The organism is Amycolatopsis sp. NPDC104587 (assembly GCF_055583645.1).
Window position 1 is genome coordinate 548,830 of the sequence record NZ_JBVJNO010000003.1, and the last position, 18,138, is coordinate 566,967.

Below are 18,138 nucleotides of genomic sequence, written 5' to 3' on the forward strand. Positions count from 1 at the left end.
GCCGGCGCGGTTAGCCTGTCCCGATGAGCACGGAGGTCGCGGTGGGCAGCGCGGGCGTCGTGTTCGTGCTGGTCGCGGTGGTCCTCTTTGGTCTGCGGTGGCGCCGGAAACCCACCGTTTCCGCCGCGCCGCCGATACTCGGTGACGTCCCGCGGGAACCGCTGTCCGCCGTGCACCGGGGTCCGCTGCTGACCAGCATCGAGGAGACGTTCGCCGCCGGCCGGTTCTGCGTCCTGCACGGCGGCAGCGGCGTGGGCAAGACCCACCTGGCGGCCGCGTTCGCCCACGGCTGCCGCGCGCCCGTGGTGTGGGTCGCGGACCCCGCGAATGCCGACCTCGCGTACGCGAAGCTGGGCGGCGCCGATCCCGAAGCGGGCCTGGCGTGGCTCGACGGCCTCGACGGCGCGGTCGTGGTCTTCGACGGCGCGACCGACCCGGATGCGCTCAACCGGTGGCTGCCCGCCCGCGCCCGGGTGCTGGTCACGACGACCGTGCCGGACTTCGAAATCCTCGGCGGCACGGTCCCGGTCGCCGGGTTCGACGAGGCCGAAGCGGTCCGGTTCCTCGGCGCGCGAGCGGGCCGTGAGCCCGACGAGGCCACCGCGGACGTCGTCCGCGAGCTGGGCTGCCTGCCCCTCGCGCTGGCCCAGGCGGGCGCGGTGATCCGGCGGCAGGGTTTCGCGGGCTACTTCGACCGGCTGCCGCACACGCCGCCGCTGGAGCGGGAGCCGGGCGAGACCCACCCGGCCAGCGTCGAGGACACGACGCTCGCCGCGCTGCGGATGGTGGCCGCGCGGGACAGCCGCGCCCGGGTCGTCGCCGAGCTGCTCGCGGTGCTGGCGCCCCGGGGCACGCACCGCCCGCTGGTGCACCGCGCCGGGCCGGACCCGGTGGCGGTGGAAGCGGCGCTCGCCGGTCTGGCGGAAGCCTCCCTGACGGAGTTCGACGTGCGCGGCGACGTGGTCGTGATGCACCGCCTGACCCAGCGGGCGGTACTCGGCCGGCTGCACACCGAAGAGCGGCTGGCGCCGGCGCTGGACCGGGCGTTCGCCGTGGTCGAGGCGGGTGACCCGGACGTCGACCTGGTGGGCCATTCCGCGGCGCTGTGGCGGCACTTCCGCGCGCTGCCCGCCGCCGAGCTCACCCCGCGGCTCGGCCGGATCCTGCGGCTGCGCCGCCGCGCGGTCGAGGTGCTGGCCGAAACGGGCGCGCTCGCCCAGGCCCGCGCGCTCGGCCGCGAGGTGCTCGCCGACCACCACGCCTACCTGCCCACCGGCCACGAGGACACCGCCCTCGCCGCGCGGGCGGTGTACCGCGCGGGCGAGCGGGTGCCCCGGGCCGGGTGACGCGGGTCAGCGCCGCCGGGTGCGGAGGTAGTCCCCCACCACAGCCGCGCCGAGACCGTCGAGGTCCGGCGCCACCACCCGGCCACCCGACCGGCGGGCGATGACGTCGACGAACGCCGTCAGCCGGGGGTCGTCACCCAGGCGGAACACCGTGATCGACGCGCCCAGCTTGGCCAGCCGGTCCACTTCGGACAGTGTCTTGTGGAGGGTCCGGGGCTGGGGCGGGTAGTCGAAGACCGCTTCGCCGTCCGGTTCCAGGTGCGCCGTCGGCTCGCCGTCGGTGACCATCAGGACCACCGGCTGGGCGTCCGGATGACGCCGCAGGTGCTGACCGGCCAGCAGCAGCGCGTGATGGGCGTTCGTGCCCTGCTCCCACGCGCCTTCCAGCCCGACCAGCTCCGGCAGCTCCACGGACATCGCGTGCCGGCCGAAAGTGATCAGCTGCAGCGCGTCGTTGCGGAAGCGGGTGCTGATCAGCTGGTGCAGCGCGAGCGCGGTGCGCTTCATCGGCAGCCAGCGGCCTTCCTGCACCATCGACCACGACGTGTCGACCAGCAACGCCACCGCGGCGCGGGAGCGGTGCTCGGTCTCCACCACCTCGACGTCCTCGACGTCGAGCCGGACCGCGCTCTCCCCCACCGACACCGACCGCAGCACCGCGTTGCGGATCGTCCGCGGCACGTCCCAGGGCTGCATGTCCCCGAACCGCCACGGCCGCGACGCGCCGGTCGGCTCCCCGGCCGCGCCCGCCGACTCGGTCTCGCGGTCGCCGGTCTTGCCGCGCAACGCGTTCACGATGTCGGACAGCGCCGTCTCGCCGAGGCGCCGCAACGCCTTGGGCGACAAGCGAAGCGTGCCGTCGGCGGCCCGTTCGAACAGGCCCTGGCGGCGCAGCTCACGCTCCAGTTCGGACAGTCGCCGCGCGTCGACGCCGGCGTCCTTGCCCAGCTGGCGCTCGAGCGATTCCAGGTCGATGTCCTCCAGCCGCGCACCCGGGTACGACTGGCTCAGCTGCTCGGCGAGCGCGTCCAGCTCGGCGAGATCCGCCATCGCCTGGGCGCCCTCGCCCATGCCCAGCGGGTTCTTGCCGCGGAAGCGCTCCGAACCCGTCCAGTCCTCACCGGGCCGGGCTGCCTGAAGCTGAGCGTCCAAATCGGCCAGCTGCTGCGCGAGACGCGGGTCGCCGAACGCCTGCTGGGTCAGCTCGGCCAGCTCCGCCCGCTGCTCGGCCGACATCGAGTTGAGCATCCGCTGGGCCGCCGCCGACCGCTCGGCGAGCGCGTCGATCAGCTCCTCGACGTTCCGCGGGTTCTCCGGGAAGAACTCGCCGTGCTTGCCCATGAAGTCTTCGAAGCGCTCCTGGATGTCTTCGGCGCCCTGGGCGTGCGCGGCGAGCAGGTCGTTGAGGTCGGAGAGCATCTCGTTGATCCGCTCGACGTCCTCGGGCCCGGCGTTCTGCAACGCCTGCTTCATGCCCTGGAAGCGCGACTCCATCAGCTCCTGGCCGAGCAGGTCGCGGATCTGCTGGTAGTTCTCCCGGCCCTGCGCGGAGCGCCAGTCGTAGTTCGCCAGCTCGTTGACGGCCGCGGCCGTGCCCGGCGGAAGCGCGTCGAGCTGCGCCTCGCGGAAGCGCGCTTCGTCGTCCGGGTCGGGGAACAGCTCGCGCCGCTCCGCCTCGAGGGCCTCCTCCAGCAGGCGCTGGACCTCCTGCAGGGTGCCGTCGAGGTTGTTGCGCCGCTGGATCTGCGACCGGCGCTGCCACAGGCGCCGGGTGAGCTCGTCCAGGCCCGAGGTGCGGTCGGTGCCGCGGCGCAGGAGCTCCTCCAGCGCGGACCGCGGCGACGACCCGGCCATCACCTCGCGGCCGATCTCGTCGAGCGCGTCCCGCAGGTCGGCCGGCGGCGCGAGCGGGTCCGGCCCGTCGTGCCACGGGCCGTAGGAGTAACCGTCGGGAAGCGGGACCGCGGTCATCGGCCGTAGACGGTCGTCGTGTCGTCGGAGTCCTTGGCCAGGCGCCGGGCCAGGAACAGCGATTCCAGGGCGAGTTCGACGGCCGCCGCGATGCGCCCGGCCGGTTCGTCGGCCTGGACGCCGGCGCGCAGGGCGACCTCGTGCAGCACCGGCAGCTCCGGCAGGGCTTCGAGGACGTCCTTGCCCGGGACGCGCTCGCCGGTGGCGACCAGGTGGCCCTCGGCGACGGCGTCGGCCAGCGGCCGCAGGTCCAGCCCGGCGAACCGCTCGCGCGCGGTCTCGGCGACGGCGCGGCGGAGCAGGTGCACGAGGTGCTCGATCTCGCGGCCTTCCTCGCCGGGCTCGAACTCGATCTTGCCGCGCAGCACCGCCGGGACGGCGTCGAGGTCGACCGGCCGGGCCACGGGCGGCTCTTCCCCGGTCAGGGCCGAGCGGCGCAGAGCGGCGGCCGCGACGGTTTCCGCCGCGGCGACGGCGAAGCGCGCCGACACGCCGGAACGCTGGTCGATGACCGGCGATTCGCGGAGGTTCCGGACGAACCGGGCGAGGACCTCCAGCAGCGGCTCGCCGACCTCGGCGACCAGGTGGGCCTCCTGCCGGACGACGGCGACCTCGGACTCGACGTCCAGCGGGTAGTGCGTCCGGATCTCGGCGCCGAAGCGGTCCTTCAGCGGGGTGATGATCCGGCCGCGGTTGGTGTAGTCCTCGGGGTTCGCGGTCGCGACGAGCAGGACGTCCAGGGGCAGCCGCAGGGTGTAGCCGCGGACCTGGATGTCGCGCTCCTCCATCACGTTGAGCAGCGCGACCTGGATGCGCTCGGCGAGGTCGGGCAGCTCGTTGATGGCGACGATGCCGCGGTGGGCGCGCGGGACCAGGCCGAAGTGGATCGTCTCCGGGTCACCGAGACTGCGGCCTTCGGCGACCTTCACCGGGTCGACGTCGCCGATCAGGTCACCGACCGAGGTGTCCGGCGTGGCGAGCTTTTCGGTGTAGCGCTCGGACCGGTGGCGCCAGGCGACCGGCAGGTCGTCCCCGAGCTCGGCCGCGCGGCGGATCGACGCGGGCGTGATCGGCTGGAGCGGGTGTTCACCCAGCTCGGAGCCCTCGATGACGGGTGTCCACTCGTCGAGCAGGCCGGCGAGGGTGCGCAGCAGGCGGGTCTTGCCCTGGCCGCGTTCGCCGAGCAGGACGACGTCGTGGCCGGCCAGCAGCGCGCGCTCGAGCTGGGGCAGCACGGTCCGGGAGAACCCGACGATGCCGGGCCAAGCGTCTTCGCCCGTCTTCAGGGCGTTCAGGAGGTTGTCGTGGATCTCTTGCGCGATGGGCCGCGGCTCGTACCCGGCCGCGCGCAGGGCCCCGGCGGTGCGGGGAAGAGCGTCTGGAACAGCGTTCACCCGTTCGACGCTACTGCCGGATCGGCGGCCCGTCGATGTGGAGCGACTCCAGCGTGGGCGCGCACCCGCGGCGGGAGGCGGCCCGGTAAAATAGGGCGTCGTGTGCCGACCCAGTGCGACCTTCGCCGTCTGGTCCAGTGCGTGGCTGAACGGAGCCGCCGCGTCCGACGATGTGCTCGACGCCCTGCTCGCGTGGGGTGAAGCCCATGACGTCGTCGCCGCCGACGCGGCCGCGGCGGAGGCGTTCACCCTCCCGCTGGCCTTCAACCGGGCGGCCACCCCGGTCCAGCTGCTGATGGCCCTGCGTTCGCAGGGAGCGAAAAGCATGCAGCTGGTCCTTCCGGTCCCGGGCGACGTCCGCGGCCTCGGCGGCGGCGGGCCGTTCACCGAAGCGGCGTTGCGCGCCGGCGACGCGCTGGTGCTCGCCGACCTCGGTTTCGGGCTGGTGCCGGAGCCGATCGCCGAAGGCCTGGTGCGCTGGACGGTGTATTCGGTCTCGGCGGCGCCCGCGCCGGAGTTCATCGGGCTCGCGGAGGCCGAGCACGGCCTCACGGACGCGATCCGCAACAGCGCGGGCGCGCTCCAGGCGCTGAACGTTGCTTCCGACCGGCCGGGGGTCCGCGCGGAGCTGTCGGCACACCTGCGCTCCCGCCCGGACGTGGACTGGCCGGCGGGCACGCCCGGGCGCGCGTTGCGGGTGCTGCAGCGGGCGGAGGAGATCGCGGCGATCCTCGCGATCGCGTCCTCCGACGACCCGGGCGGCGCGTTGTCGGCGTCGGCGTCGAACCTGCGCGCGCAGGCGCTGCGGCCGCTGTCCGACGCGGTGCGGACGGCCCGGTGCGCGGCGGTGAACGAGGCCGTGCGGGTCTTCGCGGAGCAGACGGCCCGCGAAGGCTGAGTCTCAAGCGCCCCAATGTGGCCCTGGTTGCGTCTTGCGCACCCAAGGGGCCCTTCGGTGCGTCTGACGCACCGAAGGCCACATTGGGGCGCTGGTTAGCGGGCCGGGCGCTTCGCCGGTTCGCAGCAGCCCACCGCGCAGGGCGCCCCGTTGACCGTGCAGCCCGCTGCCGGGAACGGGGACAGCTTCCGCGGCTTCACCCCGTGCGTGTGCTCACGGATCAGCTCGACCACCAGTTCCGCGAACCGCGGGTCGCTGCCCGCCGTCGCCGCGCGGGCGAACGCCATGCCGTGCTCGGCCGCGCGCTCCGCCGCTTCGTTGTCCAGGTCCCAGATCACCTCGAGGTGGTCGGACACGAACCCCACCGGCGAGACGACCACGCCCGGGACCCCCGCCGCGTGCAGCGCGTCGATGTGGTCGACGATGTCCGGCTCCAGCCACGGCACCTGCGGCGGCCCCGACCGCGACTGCCACACGACGTCGTACTCCTCGATGCCCGCTTCGGCCGCGACCAGGCGGGCCGCCTCCGCGATCTGGCGCGAGTAGCGCCGGCCGCCGTCCTCGGGCGGGCCCGACGCGCGGTCCGCGCTCTCCGGCACCGAATGCGCCGTGAACACCGTGCGGATGCCCGGTGCGTTCCCGAGTGACGCGTGGGCCGCGCGGACGCCGTCCGCCACCGCCGACACGAACAGCGGGTGGTCGAAGAACTGGCGCAGCTTCACCAGTTCGGGTGCTTCGGCGCCGACCGCCGCGCGGGCGCGCTCGATGTCCTCGTCGTACTGGCGGCACGCCGAGTAGCCGCCGTACGCGCTCGTGGGGAAGACCAGGATCCGCCGGGCGCCCGAAGACGTCAGCGATTCGAGCGTGTCCTCGACCATCGGGTGCCAGTTCCGGTTGCCGAAGTGCACCGGCAGGTCCATCCCGGCGGCCGAGAGCTGCTTCTCGACCGCGGCGATCGCGTCGCGGTTCAGCTTGGTGATCGGCGAGACCCCGCCGAAGTGCCGGTAGTGCTCGGCGACCTCGAGCAGCCGGTCGCGGGGCACCCCCCGGCCCCTGGTGACGTTCTCGAGGAACGGCATGACGTCTTCGGGCCCTTCCGGACCGCCGAACGAAAGCCACAGCAACGCGTCGTATCCCACCCCTGCCATCTTGCCGATGTGGCGGCCCGCACGCTGACGCGGGCCGGTTATGAATCGAGCAGTCCAAAACCCTGGTACGATGGTCGCATGGCCAGGCCACGGGAGTTCGACGAGTCCGCCGCCGTCGAGAGCGCGATGAACGCGTTCTGGGACCGCGGCTACGAGGCGACGTCGACGCAGGACCTGTGTGAGGCCACCGGGCTCGGGCGAAGCAGTGTCTACAACACCTTCACCAGCAAGCGGGCCTTGTTCGGGCGCACGTTGGCGCACTACAGCGCCCGCGGGCTGGCCGGCCGGAAAGCCGTCCTGGACGGCCCCGGCACCGCAACCGAACGCATCGCGGCGATGTTCGGCGAGATCATCGAGGAAGAGCTCGACCACGGCCGCCGCGGCTGCCTGGTCGTGAACACGCTCGCCGAGCTCGGCACTCCCGACGACGAGATCGGCGAAGCCCTGCATCGCGACACCGCCCACCAGCTCGCCCTCCTCGCCGAGTGCGCGCGGGAAGGCGTCCTCGACGGCAGCCTGCAGCCCGGCCGCGACCCGGCCGACGTCGCGGAGTACCTGCTGAGCACCATTTCCGGGCTGCGCCTGATGTCCCGCCGGGGCGCGAGCGGCGAAGCGATGCAGGCCGTCGCGGACCTCGCCCTCGCCGCCGTCACTCGCTGAGCCCCGCTCGACGACCATTCAGTCGTGCCCCAGTTTTGAACTGTCCGATACAGAATTGAGGAGACCCCGTGCCCCTGGCCGTCTTCGTCCTCGGGCTCAGCGTGTTCGCGCTGGGCACATCCGAGTTCATGATCACCGGCCTGCTCCCCGGCATGGCCACCGACCTCGGCGTGAGCATCCCCGACGCCGGTCTGCTGATCTCCGCGTTCGCCATCGGCATGGTCGTCGGCGCGCCGCTGCTGGCGATCACCACGCTGCGGCTCCCCCGCCGCCGGACGCTGCTGGCGCTGCTCGCCGTCTTCCTCGGCGCCCACGTCGTCGGCGCCCTCGGCACCGGGTACGCGCTGCTGTTCGCGACGCGGGTCGTCGCGGCGCTCGCCTGTGCGGGCTTCTGGGCCGTCGCGGTGGCGACGACGATCGCGCTGGTCCCCGTCGAGCGGCGCGGGCGCGCGATGGCGGTGCTGGTCGGCGGGCTGACCGTGGCGAACATCGCCGGAGTGCCCGCCGGCACGTTCATCGGCCAGCACGCGGGCTGGCGGACGGCGTTCTGGGCGGTGGCGGCGGTGACGCTGCTGGCGGCGGCCGGGGTGGCCGCGCTGGTGCCGGAGACGACCGGCGGCGGGCTGGACGTCCGGACGGAGCTGCGGCTCTACCGGCGGGGCCGGGTGTGGCTCGCGCTGGGCGTGATCGCGTTGTGCCAGGCCATGATCTTCGCCGCGTTCAGCTACCTCGCGCCGCTGCTGACCGAGACGGACGGCCTGCCCCAGGCATGGGTCCCGGGTGTCCTCGCGCTTTTCGGCGTCGGCGCGCTCATCGGGATCACGGCCGGCGGTCGGCTGGCCGACCGGCACCCGTTCGCGACGCTCTACGGCTGCATCGGGCTGGCGCTGGTGTCCCTGGTCGTCCTGGCGCTGACCACCGACCCGGTGGTCGCCGTCGCGGCCGTGCTCGTCTTCGGGGCCGCCGGGTTCGGCGCGAACCCGGCGTTGAACGTGCGGACCTACGCCGTCGCCGGCGGCACGTCGACCCTCGTCGGAGCCAGCACGACGGCGGCGTTCAACGTCGGCAACACGATCGGGCCGTGGCTGGGCGGTGTCGCGATCGGCGCCGGCCTGGGCTTCCCCAGCGTGGCGTGGACGGGCATCCTCCTCGGCGCGGCGACGGTCGTCGCGCTCACGGTCGCGGTCGCCGTCCAGCGGAACGACGACCGCGAGCCGATCACCGTGTGAGGCTCAGATGCCGAGGGCGTGGACCCCGCCGTCGACCATGATCATCGAGCCGGTCGTGGCCGGGAGCCAGTCCGACAGCAGCGCGCAGACGCTCTTCGCCGTCGGGTCCGGGTCGGAGCTGTCCCAGCCGAGCGGCGCGCGGTCGCCCCAGCCGTCTTCGAGGTCCGAGAAGCCCGGGATCGACTTCGCGGCCATGGTCTTCATCGGGCCCGCGCTGACCAGGTTGACGCGGATGCCCTGCGGGCCCAGCTCCTTGGCCAGGTACCGGTTGACCGACTCCAGCGCGGCCTTCGCGACACCCATCCAGTTGTAGACCGGCCACGCGACGCGGGCGTCGAAGTCCATGCCCACGATGGACGAACCGCGGCCCAGCAGCGGCAGGCACGCCTTCGACAACGACATGAACGAGTACGCCGAGACGTCGATGGCGACCTTGACGTCGTCCGCCGGGGCGTCGAGGAACGGCGCGCCGAGGCAGCTCTGCGGGGCGAAGCCGATCGAGTGCAGCACGCCGTCGAGGCCGTCGACGTGCTCGCGGATGTTGTCCGCGAGGGAGTCGAGGTGCTCCTGGTTGGTGACGTCCAGCTCGATCACCGGCGCGGGCTGGGGCAGCCGCTTTGCGATGGTCTTGACCAGCGACATCCGGCCGAAGCCGGTGAGCACGACCGTCGCCCCCTCCTGCTGCGCGATCTTGGCCGCGTGGAAGGCGAGCGAAGCGTCGGTGATGATGCCGGTGATCAGCAGGCGCTTGCCTTCGAGCAGTCCGGGCACGGGTCCTCCAGGTCTTGGGTTCGGGAAAACTAGAGAAAGGTCAGTGGCCGAGGCCGAGGCCGCCGTCGACGGGCAGCACCGCGCCGTTGACGTAGCCGGCTTCGTCCGAGGCCAGGTAGCGCACGGCGGCGGCGATCTCCGACGGCTCGGCGTACCGGCCGGAGGGCACCTGCGCGAGGATCTGCTTCTTGCGGTCCTCGGACAGCTCGTCGGTCATGTCGGTGTGCACGAACCCCGGCGCGACGACGTTCGCGGTGATGTTGCGGGAGCCCAGCTCACGGGCCAGCGAGCGCGCGAAGCCGACCAGCCCGGCCTTGCTGGCCGCGTAGTTGGCCTGACCGGCCGAACCCGAGAGGCCGACGACGGAGGAGATGAAGACGAACCGGCCCCACTTGCCGCGCAGCATCCCGCGCGAGGCGCGCTTCGCGACCCGGTAGGCGCCGGTCAGGTTGGCGTTGATCACGCGCTCGAACTGGTCGTCGCTCATCCGCATCAACAGCGTGTCATCGGTCAGGCCGGCGTTGGACACCAGCACCTCGACCGGGCCCTGGTGCTCCTCGACCAGCTTGAACGCGGCGTCGACCTGCTCGGTGTCGGTGACGTCCGCCTGGACCCCGAAGAGCCCTTCGGGCGCGCCCGAACCACGGTGCGTGACGGCGACCTGGTGTCCCTGCTCCGCGAGGTCCCGGGCGATCGCCAGACCGATGCCCCGGTTGCCCCCGGTGACCAAGACCGACCGTCCCACTGTGTTCTCCCTCTTCGTCGACCGTGCGCGGCTGTCGGGCACGAGGTTATCGGCAGCTCCGCCGGGCCGCGCACCCGCGCCCGGGGTGTCCGCGACCGTCCTAAGCGGGTGTTAGGAACTGCCCTCCGACCTTGCTGGTTACCCGCTGGTTGGTCACCGTGAGTCGCAACACAGGAGGTCGACGATGACAACCCGGATCAGCGGTGCCACCACAGGAGCCGTCAGCGAGAAACGCGTGATCGGCAACGTGCTGCGCGGCTCCATCGGCAATCTGGTCGAGTGGTACGACTGGTACGCCTACGCGGCGTTCACCACGTACTTCGCCAAGTCGTTCTTCCCGACGACCGACACCACAGCCGCCTTCCTCGGCACCGCCGCGGTGTTCGCGGTCGGGTTCCTCATGCGCCCGCTCGGGGGCTGGATGCTCGGCCGGTTCGCCGACCGGTTCGGCCGCCGCAGCGCGCTGGTGCTTTCGGTCACGCTGATGGCGGGCGGATCCCTGCTCATCGCCGTCACGCCGAGCTACCACACGATCGGCCTGGCGGCGCCCATCCTGCTGCTGGTCGCCCGGCTGATCCAGGGCCTGTCGGTCGGCGGTGAGTACTCGACCTCGGCGACGTACCTGTCCGAAGTGGCCACGCCGGGCAAGCGCGGGTTCTACTCCAGCTTCCAGTACGTGACGCTCTACGGCGGCCAGCTGCTCGCCCTGGGCCTCCAGCTGATCCTGCAGGGCCTGCTCACCGAACAGCAGCTGACGGCGTGGGGCTGGCGGATCGCGTTCGGCGTCGGCACGGTCGCCGCGCTCAGCGTCATGTGGCTGCGGCGCGGGATGGACGAGTCCGAGAGCTACACGCGTGAAGTGGACGAAGCCAAGACGACCGGCGAACGCGGCACACTGCGCGCGCTGGCCAAGTACCCCAAGGAGATCGCGCTCGTCGTCGGCCTGACGCTGGGCGGCACGGTGGCCTTCTACACCTTCGCCACCTACAGCCAGAAGTTCCTCGAGAACACCGCCCACATCCCGCGGCGCACGGTCACGATCATCCTGTTCTCGGCGATCCTGCTGGCGGCGATCCTGCAGCCGCTGGCCGGGAAGCTGTCCGACCGGATCGGCCGCCGCCCGCTGCTGCTGTTCTTCGGCATCGCCGGCACGCTGCTCACCGTGCCGATCATGACGCTGATGGGCTCGACCCGGAACCCGGTCGGCGCGTTCCTCCTCGTCCTGGCCGGGCTCGTCGTGGTGGCGGGGTACACGTCGATCAACGCGATCGTGAAGGCCGAGCTGTTCCCGACGAAGATCCGCGCCATCGGCGTCGGCCTGCCCTACGCGCTGACCGTCGCGATCTTCGGCGGCACCGCGGAGCTCATCGCGCAGGCGCTGAAGAGCGCCGGGCACGAGTCGGTGTTCTTCTACTACGTCGCGGGCTGTGTCCTCGTTTCCCTGATCGTCTACGGCACAATGCGGGAAACTTCGAAGACGTCCGAGCTGGAAGAGCGTGGCGAAGACCAGCACTGAGAAAGGGATGACCGTGCGCGTGCTCCTCGTCGAAGACGACGCGGGGGTCGCCGCCGCGCTCGCCGAGTCGCTGCAGGCGCGCGGTCATCCCGTCACCAGCGTCGGCCGCGGGGCCGACGCCCTGCACGGCCACCGCGACGCCGACCTCGTCCTGCTCGACCTGGGCCTGCCCGACATCAACGGGCTCGACGTGCTGCGCAAGATCCGCGCGGTCTCGCCGGTGCCGGTGATCGTGCTGACCGCCCACGGTGACGAGCGGTCCGTGGTGCGCGGCCTGCGCCTCGGCGCGGACGACTACCTGGTCAAGCCGGTGCGGCTGGCCGAGCTCCTGGCCCGGATGGACGCCGTCGTGCGGCGCGCGGTGGCCCGCGACGCGCCGGCCGGCGACGTCGTCCGGTTCGAGGACGTCGAGATCGACCTGCGCGCCCGCCGCGTTCGGGTCGCCGGGAACGACATCTCCTTGACGCACAAGGAGTTCGAGGTGCTGGCCGTGCTCGCCGCGCGGCCCGGCACCGCGGTCAGCCGCCAGCAGCTGATGGACGAGGTGTGGGGCGACGCCTACCTCGCGGTGTCGCGCTCGCTCGACGTCCACCTGACCGGGCTGCGCGCGAAGCTGGACCGGCCGGGACTGCTCACCACGATCCGCGGCTTCGGCTACCGGCTCGGCCGGGACTGACCCCGTGCGCGCCCGGCTGCTCGTCGTCCTGGTCGCCCTCGCCCTCACGGTGGTCGCCGCGTTCGCCGTGCCGCTGCTGACGTCGACGGCCGAGCAGCGGACCCAGGAGCTGGTCATCTCCCGCACCGCCGACGTCGACCGGTTCGTCGTGCTGGCCCAGCAGGCCGTCGACACACGCGACCCGGCGGCGCTCGCCGCCGACGCGGCCCGCTACGCCGAGCTGTACGGCGAAGGCGTTGTCATCGTCGACGCCCGGCGCGTGCCGCTGGTGCAGGCGGGCGGGCTGACCGCGGCCGAACCGGCGGTGCACACGCTGGTCGAGGCGACGATGCGCAACGAGCCCGCGCCCCGCGTCGACCGGCTCGGCCCGTGGTCGGCCGAACCGGCCTACTTCGCGCGGCCGGTCGGCACCGGCACCCGGGTGTCCGGCGTGGTCGTGCTGCGGGCGTCGGTGACGGCGGCGGCCGCGGACGTCGCCACCCGCTGGGGCACCATCGGCGCCGGCGCGCTGCTGGTCGCGGTGGTGTTCGTGCTGTTCGCCGTGGTGCTGGCCCGGTGGATGGTGCGGCCGCTGCACGAGCTGGAGACCGGGGTGCTGGCCGTCGCCGCCGGGCACCGCGCCCACGTCCCGGAACGCGCCGGGCCGCGTGAGCTGCGGTCGCTGGCCGGCGAGGTCAACCGGATGTCCGAGGCCGTGCTCGAAGCCGCCGACCAGCAGCACCGGCTGGTCGCCGACGCCTCGCACCAGCTGCGCAACCCCCTGGCCGCGCTGCGGCTGCGCGTCGACTCGCTCGCCGGGCGGGTCGAGGGTGACGAGGCCACCTACCGCGCGACCGTCGCCGAGGTCGAACGCCTGGAGAAGCTCCTCGACGGGATGCTGGCGCTCGCGCTGGCCGAGAGCACCGCCACCCGCGTCGCGGCCGGGGGCGCGGACGAGTCCTGCGACCTGGCGTCCGTACTCGCCGAACGCGTCGACGCCTGGCGGCCCGTCGCCGACGAAGCCGGTTCGGCGCTCGTCCCACCACCGGGCCACGAGGAGCCGGTGACCGTCCGCTGCCCCGAGGGCGAGCTCGCGCAGATCCTCGATGTGTTGCTGGACAACGCCGTCCACTACGCCGGGCGCGGCGCGAAGATCACCACGGACTGGGAGGCGGGCGCGGACACCGCGACGCTCGTCGTCCGCGACGACGGGCCCGGTCTGTCCACCGAGGACAGAGCACGGGCCACCGAACGGTTCTGGCGCGCGGGTGGTGAGGGCGCGCCGCGCGGAACCGGGCTCGGGCTGGCCATCGCGCAGCAGCAGGTGCGCACCCGGGGCGGGGTCCTGGACCTGTGCCAGGCCGAGCCGCACGGCCTCGAAGCCCGCGTCACGCTGCCGCTGCGGGAGGCGCGATGACCTTCACCCGCCGCACCGCCCTGCTCGGCGGCCTGGGCCTCGCGCTCGCCGGCTGCTCGACGTCCGGCTACTCCGGCTCCGAGCGCGCGGTGACGATCGCGGCCGGCGAGCGCGGCGGGTTCTACCTGGCCTTCGCCGAGCTGCTGGCCACCGAGCTGAGCCGCGCGGAGCCGCTGCTGCACGCCACCGCCGTGCCGACCGAGGCGAGCGTCGCCAACGTCGGCCTGGTCCAGCGCGGGCAGGCCGACCTCGGGCTGGTGCTCGCCGACGTCGCCCAGACCGCGCTCGGCGGCGGCGCGCCGTTCGGGGCGCGGGTGCCGCTGCTCGCGCTGGGCCGCGTCTACGAGAACTACCTGCAGCTCGTGGTGCGGGCGGACGGGCCGGTGCGCCGGCTCGCCGACCTGGCGGGCCGGCCGGTCTCGCTGGGCGCGGGCGGCTCCGGCGCGGCCCAGCTCGGCGAGCGCCTGTTCGCCAAGGCCGGCGTCACCGTGGACGCCCGGCACCTGCTGTTCGACGACGCCGTCCAGGCCCTGGCCGGCCGCCGGATCGACGCCATGCTGTGGTCCGGCGGGGTGCCGACTCCGAAGCTGGCCGACCTCACCCGCACGACGCCGATCGCGCTCCTCCCGCTCGACACGCTCGTCCCGCCGCTGCGGGCGGCGTACGGGCCGGTCTACGACCAGGTCCAGGTGCCCGACGGCGCGTACCGCGGGGTCGGGGCGCTGGGCACGCTCGGCGTGGCGAACCTGCTGGTGTGCTCCCCCGCCCTGCCCTCCGACGTCGCCGCCGCGGTGGTGCGGCTGCTCGTCGAGCGCGCGACCGCCCTGGTGCCCGCGGAGGCCGTCGGGACGCAGTTCCTCGACGTGCGGACGCTGATCGGCACCCAGCCGGTGCCTCTGCACCCGGGCGCGGCGGCCACCTACCGGGCCCTGCACGGCTGACCGCTAGATTGGCCTTCGTGACCGCACCCCGCCGCCCGATCGTCGAGATGCCGCTGCGTGTGCGCTACCACGAGTGCGACGGCCAGGGCATCGTGTTCAACGCCCACTACCTGGCCTATGTGGACATGTGCGCGTTCGAGACGGAGAAGGCGCTGTTCGGCTCGCACGAGGAGTTCCTCGCCCAGGGCACCGACGTCGTGGTCGCGGAGGCGAACCTCAAGTACCGCGCGCCCGCGCGCTACGACGAAGAGCTGGTCGTCTCCCAGTACCTGAGCCACCTCGGGACGACGTCGATGATCTTCGACTTCGAGATCCGCCGCGCCGGGACGCTCGTGCTGGCGGCGAACATCCGGTACGTCTTCATCGACCCGGCGACGCTGCGGCCGGCGGCGCCTCCGGACGCCGTCCGCAAGGTCTACGCGGCCCTGCTGCCCGAGGCCTGAGCCGTGTTCCGCGTTCTCTTCCACCAGCCGGAAATCCCGCCGAACACGGGCAACGCGATCCGCCTCGCGGCGAACACCGGGTGCGAGCTGCACCTCGTCGAGCCGCTGGGGTTCACGCTGGAGGACAAGCAGCTGCGCCGGGCCGGGCTCGACTACCACGACCTCGCTCGGGTGCGAGTGCACGCGTCGCTGGCCGAAGCGTGGGAAGTGTTGCTGCCGGCGAAGGTCTACGCGTTCAGCGCGTCGGCGACCCGGCTGTACACCGACGTTTCGTACACGGCCGGGGACGTGCTGCTGTTCGGGCCGGAGTCGGTGGGCCTGCCCGACGCGGTGCAGCACGCGCCGGAGGTGACCGACCGCGTCCGGCTGCCGATGCTGGCGACGAGCCGCTCGCTCAACCTGGCCAACACCGCGGCGATCACGGTCTACGAAGCCTGGCGGCAGAACGGCTTCGCGGGCGCGTGATCACCGTCCGGTAGGTTCGCCCGATGCGACAGCAGTTCCTGGGGGCGCTCATCGGCGCCGCGTTCGGCACGGTGTTCGTCCTGGTCAACTCCGGCTCCCCGGTGCCGCTGGCGCTCGCCTGGGTGCTGCGCACCCTCGCCGTGCTGGCGCTGGCGGCGGTGGTGGTCCTCGGCGTCCGCGCCGGCGGCCGCCCGACGCTCGAAGGCCGGCCGATGTTCGGGCCGAGCTACCGGGTGATCGTGATCGGCGAGGTGGTGCTGCTGGTCGCCGGGTTCTTCGTGCTCAGCCTGCTGGACGCGCCGGTCCAGGCGAACGTCGCGTGGATCGCGACGATCGTCGGGCTCCACTTCGTCGCGCTGGCGTCGGCGTGGAAGACACGCTCGATCCCGGTGGTCGGGGTTGTGCTGACGGTGCTCGGCGTGGTCGGTCTCGCCCTGCTCGGCAGCGTGGCGGAGTGGGTCCCGTTCGTGAGCGGCGTGCTCTCCGGGGTGACCCTGCTCGGCGGAAGCCTCTACGGCGTCCGCCGAGCCTGAGTCACGGGAGTCTCTGGCCGAAGAACAGGCTCGCCGCCGCGCCCATCATCAGGATGAGCGTGCCGACGACCACCCACGGCTTGCTCGCGTCGGCATCCTTGATCTCGTAGCCGATCTGCTCGCCGAGGTCGCCGTAGACCTTCTTCAGCTCCTCGGCGCTCGCCGCCTTGTAGAAGTCGCCGCCGGACAGACGGGCGATTTCGCGCAGGGACTCGTCGTCGACGCTCACCGGCTGGGCCTTGCCGTCGATGTCGACCGAGCCGTGCGTGGTGCCGAACGAGATCGACGAGATCGGGACTCCGGCCTGCTTCGCCGCCTGGGCCGCCGTGTAACCGCCGCGGGCCGCGTACAGGTCTTCGGGCACCGTCTGCTTGCCGTCGGACATCAGCACTATGCGGGCCGGGGGCGGGCCGTCGGCGCCGCCGACGACGCTGGAGAAGCTCTCCACCGACTGCAGGGCCGCGAAGATGCCCTCGCCGGTCGCCGTCGACTGAGCCAGCTTGAGGTTCTCGATCGCCTTGATCACGCCGTTGCGGTCGGTCGTCGGGTTGACCAGCACCGTCGCCGTGCCCGCGAACGAGATCAGGCCCAGGTTGATCCCCGGGGTCATGTTCTGCGCGAACTGCGTCGCCGCGTCCTGCGCCGCCTTCAGCCGGGTCGGCGCGACGTCGGTGGCCTCCATCGACAGCGACACGTCGATCACCAGCATCACGGTCGCCCGGTTGCGCGGCACCTTCTGCTCGGCGGTCGGCCCGGCCAGCGCGACGGTGAGGATCAGCAGCGACAGCACGATCAGCACCGCCGGCAGGTGCCGCACCCAGCCCTGGCTCTTCGGCGCGACCTTCTCCAGCAGCGCCAGGTTCGCGAACCGCATGGTCCGCTTCCGGCGCGCGCGCTGCGCGAGGACGTACCCGACGGCGACCGCCGCGACGGCGATCAGCAGCAGGAACCACCACGGCGCGGTGAACCCGGTCAAGCTCATGCGCACACCTCGCTGACGCTCGGTGCGGCCTGAGCCGAAGACGCAGCGTTGAATGGTTCGGTCGCAAGCTCCCTCACGCGACACCCCCGGACCAGCGCCGCTTGCGGGCCACGACGAACCGCACCATGTCGGCGATCCAGTCGGCGTCGGTGCGCAGCGTCAGGTGGGCCGCGCCCGCGCGGCGCAGGCCGGCCGCCACCGTCTGCCGGTGGGCGTGGGCCGCGGCCCCGAACTCCTTGCGCAGCAAGGCCGACGCGTGCACTTCGCGCTGTCTTCCTGTCTCCGGGTCGGCCAGCACGACGGTGCCCACCTCGGGCAGGTCGATGTCGCGCGGGTCGAGGACTTCGATCGCGATCAGCTCGTGCCGCCCGCCCAGCGCGCGCAGCGGCCGCTCCCAGGTCGGCTCCCCGAGGAAGTCGGAGATCACCACGGCCAGGCCCCGCCGGCGCGGCGGACGGCGCAGGGCCTCCAGCGCCTCGGCGAAGTCGCCCCGGGTGCCTTCGGGCGCCCGCGGTGTCTGGACGACCTTGCGGATCAGGCCGCGAGCGTGCGCCAGGCCGCCGCGGGCCGGGATGCGGGTGGTCTCCGCGCCGTTCGACAGCAGCGCGCCGATGCGGTTGCCGCCGCCCCCGGTCAGGTGCGCGACCGCGGCGACCGCGCAGACCACCAGGTCACGCTTCTCGCAGAGCGCCGTGCCGAAGTCGAGGCTCGCCGAGAGGTCGGCGACCATCCAGGTCTCCAGCTCGCGGTCGGCGACGGTCTCGCGGATGTGCGGGGTCGTGGTGCGGGCGGTGACGGCCCAGTCCATCCTGCGCACGTCGTCGCCGGGCTGGTACGGCCGCGCCTCGCCGGGCTCGGACCCCGGCCCCGGCACCAGGCCGAGGTGGTTGCCCTGCAGCAGCCCGTCGAGCCGGCGGCGGACGTCGAGCTCCAGCGTGCGGAGCCCGGCCTCCATCCGGTCGCCGCGCAGGATCGGCGGCGCCCACGAAGGGCGCTCGCCCTTCTCGTTCTTCGCCATCGCCGG

General features: G+C 73.0%; 18 protein-coding genes. 11 read left to right on the plus strand and 7 right to left on the minus strand.

The genetic code is table 11. The features are described 5' to 3' along the window. Positions 1–23 precede the first annotated feature (23 nt). Positions 24–1,346, plus strand: a complete 1,323-nt coding sequence (locus ACZ61C_RS10675) for a hypothetical protein (RefSeq protein WP_465305178.1) — start codon at positions 24–26, stop codon at positions 1,344–1,346. Positions 1,347–1,352: 6 nt separating this feature from the next. Here the strand turns inward: ACZ61C_RS10675 and ACZ61C_RS10680 are convergent, their stop codons facing one another. Next, complete coding sequence (locus ACZ61C_RS10680; RefSeq protein WP_465305180.1) at positions 1,353–3,317, minus strand: vWA domain-containing protein; 1,965 nt, start codon at positions 3,315–3,317, stop codon at positions 1,353–1,355. After that, on the minus strand, positions 3,314–4,711 hold the full coding sequence (locus tag ACZ61C_RS10685) for an ATP-binding protein (RefSeq protein ID WP_465305182.1): 1,398 nt from the start codon (positions 4,709–4,711) through the stop codon (positions 3,314–3,316). The genes ACZ61C_RS10680 and ACZ61C_RS10685 overlap by 4 nt, the downstream gene beginning before the upstream one ends. A 100-nt stretch (positions 4,712–4,811) precedes the next feature. Between ACZ61C_RS10685 and ACZ61C_RS10690 the strand changes: the two genes are divergently transcribed. Then, on the plus strand, positions 4,812–5,609 hold the full coding sequence (locus ACZ61C_RS10690) for a hypothetical protein (protein WP_465305184.1): 798 nt from the start codon (positions 4,812–4,814) through the stop codon (positions 5,607–5,609). 95 nt (positions 5,610–5,704) lie between these two features. On the opposite strand, the gene ACZ61C_RS10695 is transcribed toward ACZ61C_RS10690, so the two are convergent. Continuing rightward, on the minus strand, positions 5,705–6,748 hold the full coding sequence (locus ACZ61C_RS10695; RefSeq protein WP_465305635.1) for a ferrochelatase: 1,044 nt from the start codon (positions 6,746–6,748) through the stop codon (positions 5,705–5,707). 87 nt (positions 6,749–6,835) lie between these two features. Here ACZ61C_RS10695 and ACZ61C_RS10700 point away from each other — a divergent pair, with 87 nt between their 5' ends. Both ACZ61C_RS10700 and ACZ61C_RS10705 read left to right on the plus strand, forming a co-directional pair. Continuing rightward, positions 6,836–7,417 (plus strand): TetR/AcrR family transcriptional regulator, encoded by a 582-nt coding sequence (locus tag ACZ61C_RS10700; RefSeq protein ID WP_465305186.1) that lies wholly within the window; start codon positions 6,836–6,838, stop codon positions 7,415–7,417. Positions 7,418–7,485: 68 nt separating this feature from the next. Then, complete coding sequence (locus tag ACZ61C_RS10705; protein WP_465305188.1) at positions 7,486–8,646, plus strand: Cmx/CmrA family chloramphenicol efflux MFS transporter; 1,161 nt, start codon at positions 7,486–7,488, stop codon at positions 8,644–8,646. Between the two features lie 3 nt (positions 8,647–8,649). On the opposite strand, the gene fabI is transcribed toward ACZ61C_RS10705, so the two are convergent. Further along, positions 8,650–9,417: an enoyl-ACP reductase FabI gene (gene fabI, locus ACZ61C_RS10710; RefSeq protein ID WP_465305190.1), complete on the minus strand. Its 768-nt coding sequence runs from the start codon at positions 9,415–9,417 to the stop codon at positions 8,650–8,652. 40 nt (positions 9,418–9,457) lie between these two features. Further along, positions 9,458–10,162: a 3-oxoacyl-ACP reductase FabG gene (fabG, locus tag ACZ61C_RS10715; RefSeq protein WP_465305192.1), complete on the minus strand. Its 705-nt coding sequence runs from the start codon at positions 10,160–10,162 to the stop codon at positions 9,458–9,460. Between the two features lie 184 nt (positions 10,163–10,346). Here fabG and ACZ61C_RS10720 point away from each other — a divergent pair, with 184 nt between their 5' ends. The 7 genes from ACZ61C_RS10720 to ACZ61C_RS10750 are packed head-to-tail and all read left to right on the plus strand — an operon-like array spanning position 10,347 to position 16,132. Next, entirely contained in the window at positions 10,347–11,678 is a 1,332-nt protein-coding gene (locus tag ACZ61C_RS10720) for an MFS transporter (RefSeq protein ID WP_465305194.1), read from the plus strand. A gap of 7 nt (positions 11,679–11,685) precedes the next feature. Then, complete coding sequence (locus ACZ61C_RS10725) at positions 11,686–12,354, plus strand: response regulator transcription factor (RefSeq protein ID WP_465305196.1); 669 nt, start codon at positions 11,686–11,688, stop codon at positions 12,352–12,354. Between the two features lie 4 nt (positions 12,355–12,358). After that, positions 12,359–13,750, plus strand: a complete 1,392-nt coding sequence (locus ACZ61C_RS10730; RefSeq protein WP_465305198.1) for a sensor histidine kinase — start codon at positions 12,359–12,361, stop codon at positions 13,748–13,750. Continuing rightward, positions 13,747–14,691, plus strand: a complete 945-nt coding sequence (locus ACZ61C_RS10735) for a TAXI family TRAP transporter solute-binding subunit (RefSeq protein ID WP_465305200.1) — start codon at positions 13,747–13,749, stop codon at positions 14,689–14,691. Before ACZ61C_RS10730 ends, ACZ61C_RS10735 begins: the two co-directional genes overlap by 4 nt. Before the next feature lie 17 nt (positions 14,692–14,708). After that, positions 14,709–15,134 (plus strand): acyl-CoA thioesterase, encoded by a 426-nt coding sequence (locus tag ACZ61C_RS10740; RefSeq protein WP_465305202.1) that lies wholly within the window; start codon positions 14,709–14,711, stop codon positions 15,132–15,134. A gap of 3 nt (positions 15,135–15,137) precedes the next feature. Continuing rightward, entirely contained in the window at positions 15,138–15,599 is a 462-nt protein-coding gene (locus tag ACZ61C_RS10745) for a tRNA (cytidine(34)-2'-O)-methyltransferase (protein WP_465305204.1), read from the plus strand. 23 nt (positions 15,600–15,622) lie between these two features. Then, positions 15,623–16,132, plus strand: coding sequence for a hypothetical protein (locus tag ACZ61C_RS10750; protein WP_465305206.1), 510 nt, complete (start codon positions 15,623–15,625; stop codon positions 16,130–16,132). Between the two features lies 1 nt (position 16,133). On the opposite strand, the gene ACZ61C_RS10755 is transcribed toward ACZ61C_RS10750, so the two are convergent. Then, complete coding sequence (locus tag ACZ61C_RS10755; protein ID WP_465305208.1) at positions 16,134–17,114, minus strand: VWA domain-containing protein; 981 nt, start codon at positions 17,112–17,114, stop codon at positions 16,134–16,136. Positions 17,115–17,187: 73 nt separating this feature from the next. Further along, complete coding sequence (locus ACZ61C_RS10760; protein ID WP_465305210.1) at positions 17,188–18,132, minus strand: DUF58 domain-containing protein; 945 nt, start codon at positions 18,130–18,132, stop codon at positions 17,188–17,190. Between the last annotated feature and the right edge of the window lie 6 nt (positions 18,133–18,138).

Coding starts and splice junctions, on each gene's coding strand:
- ACZ61C_RS10750 (WP_465305206.1), top strand. CDS start 15,623: ATGCGACAGCAGTTCCTGGGGGCGCTCATCGGCGCCGCGTTCGGCACG.
- ACZ61C_RS10675 (WP_465305178.1), top strand. CDS start 24: ATGAGCACGGAGGTCGCGGTGGGCAGCGCGGGCGTCGTGTTCGTGCTG.
- ACZ61C_RS10755 (WP_465305208.1), bottom strand. CDS start 17,114: ATGAGCTTGACCGGGTTCACCGCGCCGTGGTGGTTCCTGCTGCTGATC.
- ACZ61C_RS10725 (WP_465305196.1), top strand. CDS start 11,686: ATGACCGTGCGCGTGCTCCTCGTCGAAGACGACGCGGGGGTCGCCGCC.
- ACZ61C_RS10680 (WP_465305180.1), bottom strand. CDS start 3,317: ATGACCGCGGTCCCGCTTCCCGACGGTTACTCCTACGGCCCGTGGCAC.
- ACZ61C_RS10735 (WP_465305200.1), top strand. CDS start 13,747: ATGACCTTCACCCGCCGCACCGCCCTGCTCGGCGGCCTGGGCCTCGCG.
- ACZ61C_RS10700 (WP_465305186.1), top strand. CDS start 6,836: ATGGCCAGGCCACGGGAGTTCGACGAGTCCGCCGCCGTCGAGAGCGCG.
- ACZ61C_RS10720 (WP_465305194.1), top strand. CDS start 10,347: ATGACAACCCGGATCAGCGGTGCCACCACAGGAGCCGTCAGCGAGAAA.
- ACZ61C_RS10760 (WP_465305210.1), bottom strand. CDS start 18,132: ATGGCGAAGAACGAGAAGGGCGAGCGCCCTTCGTGGGCGCCGCCGATC.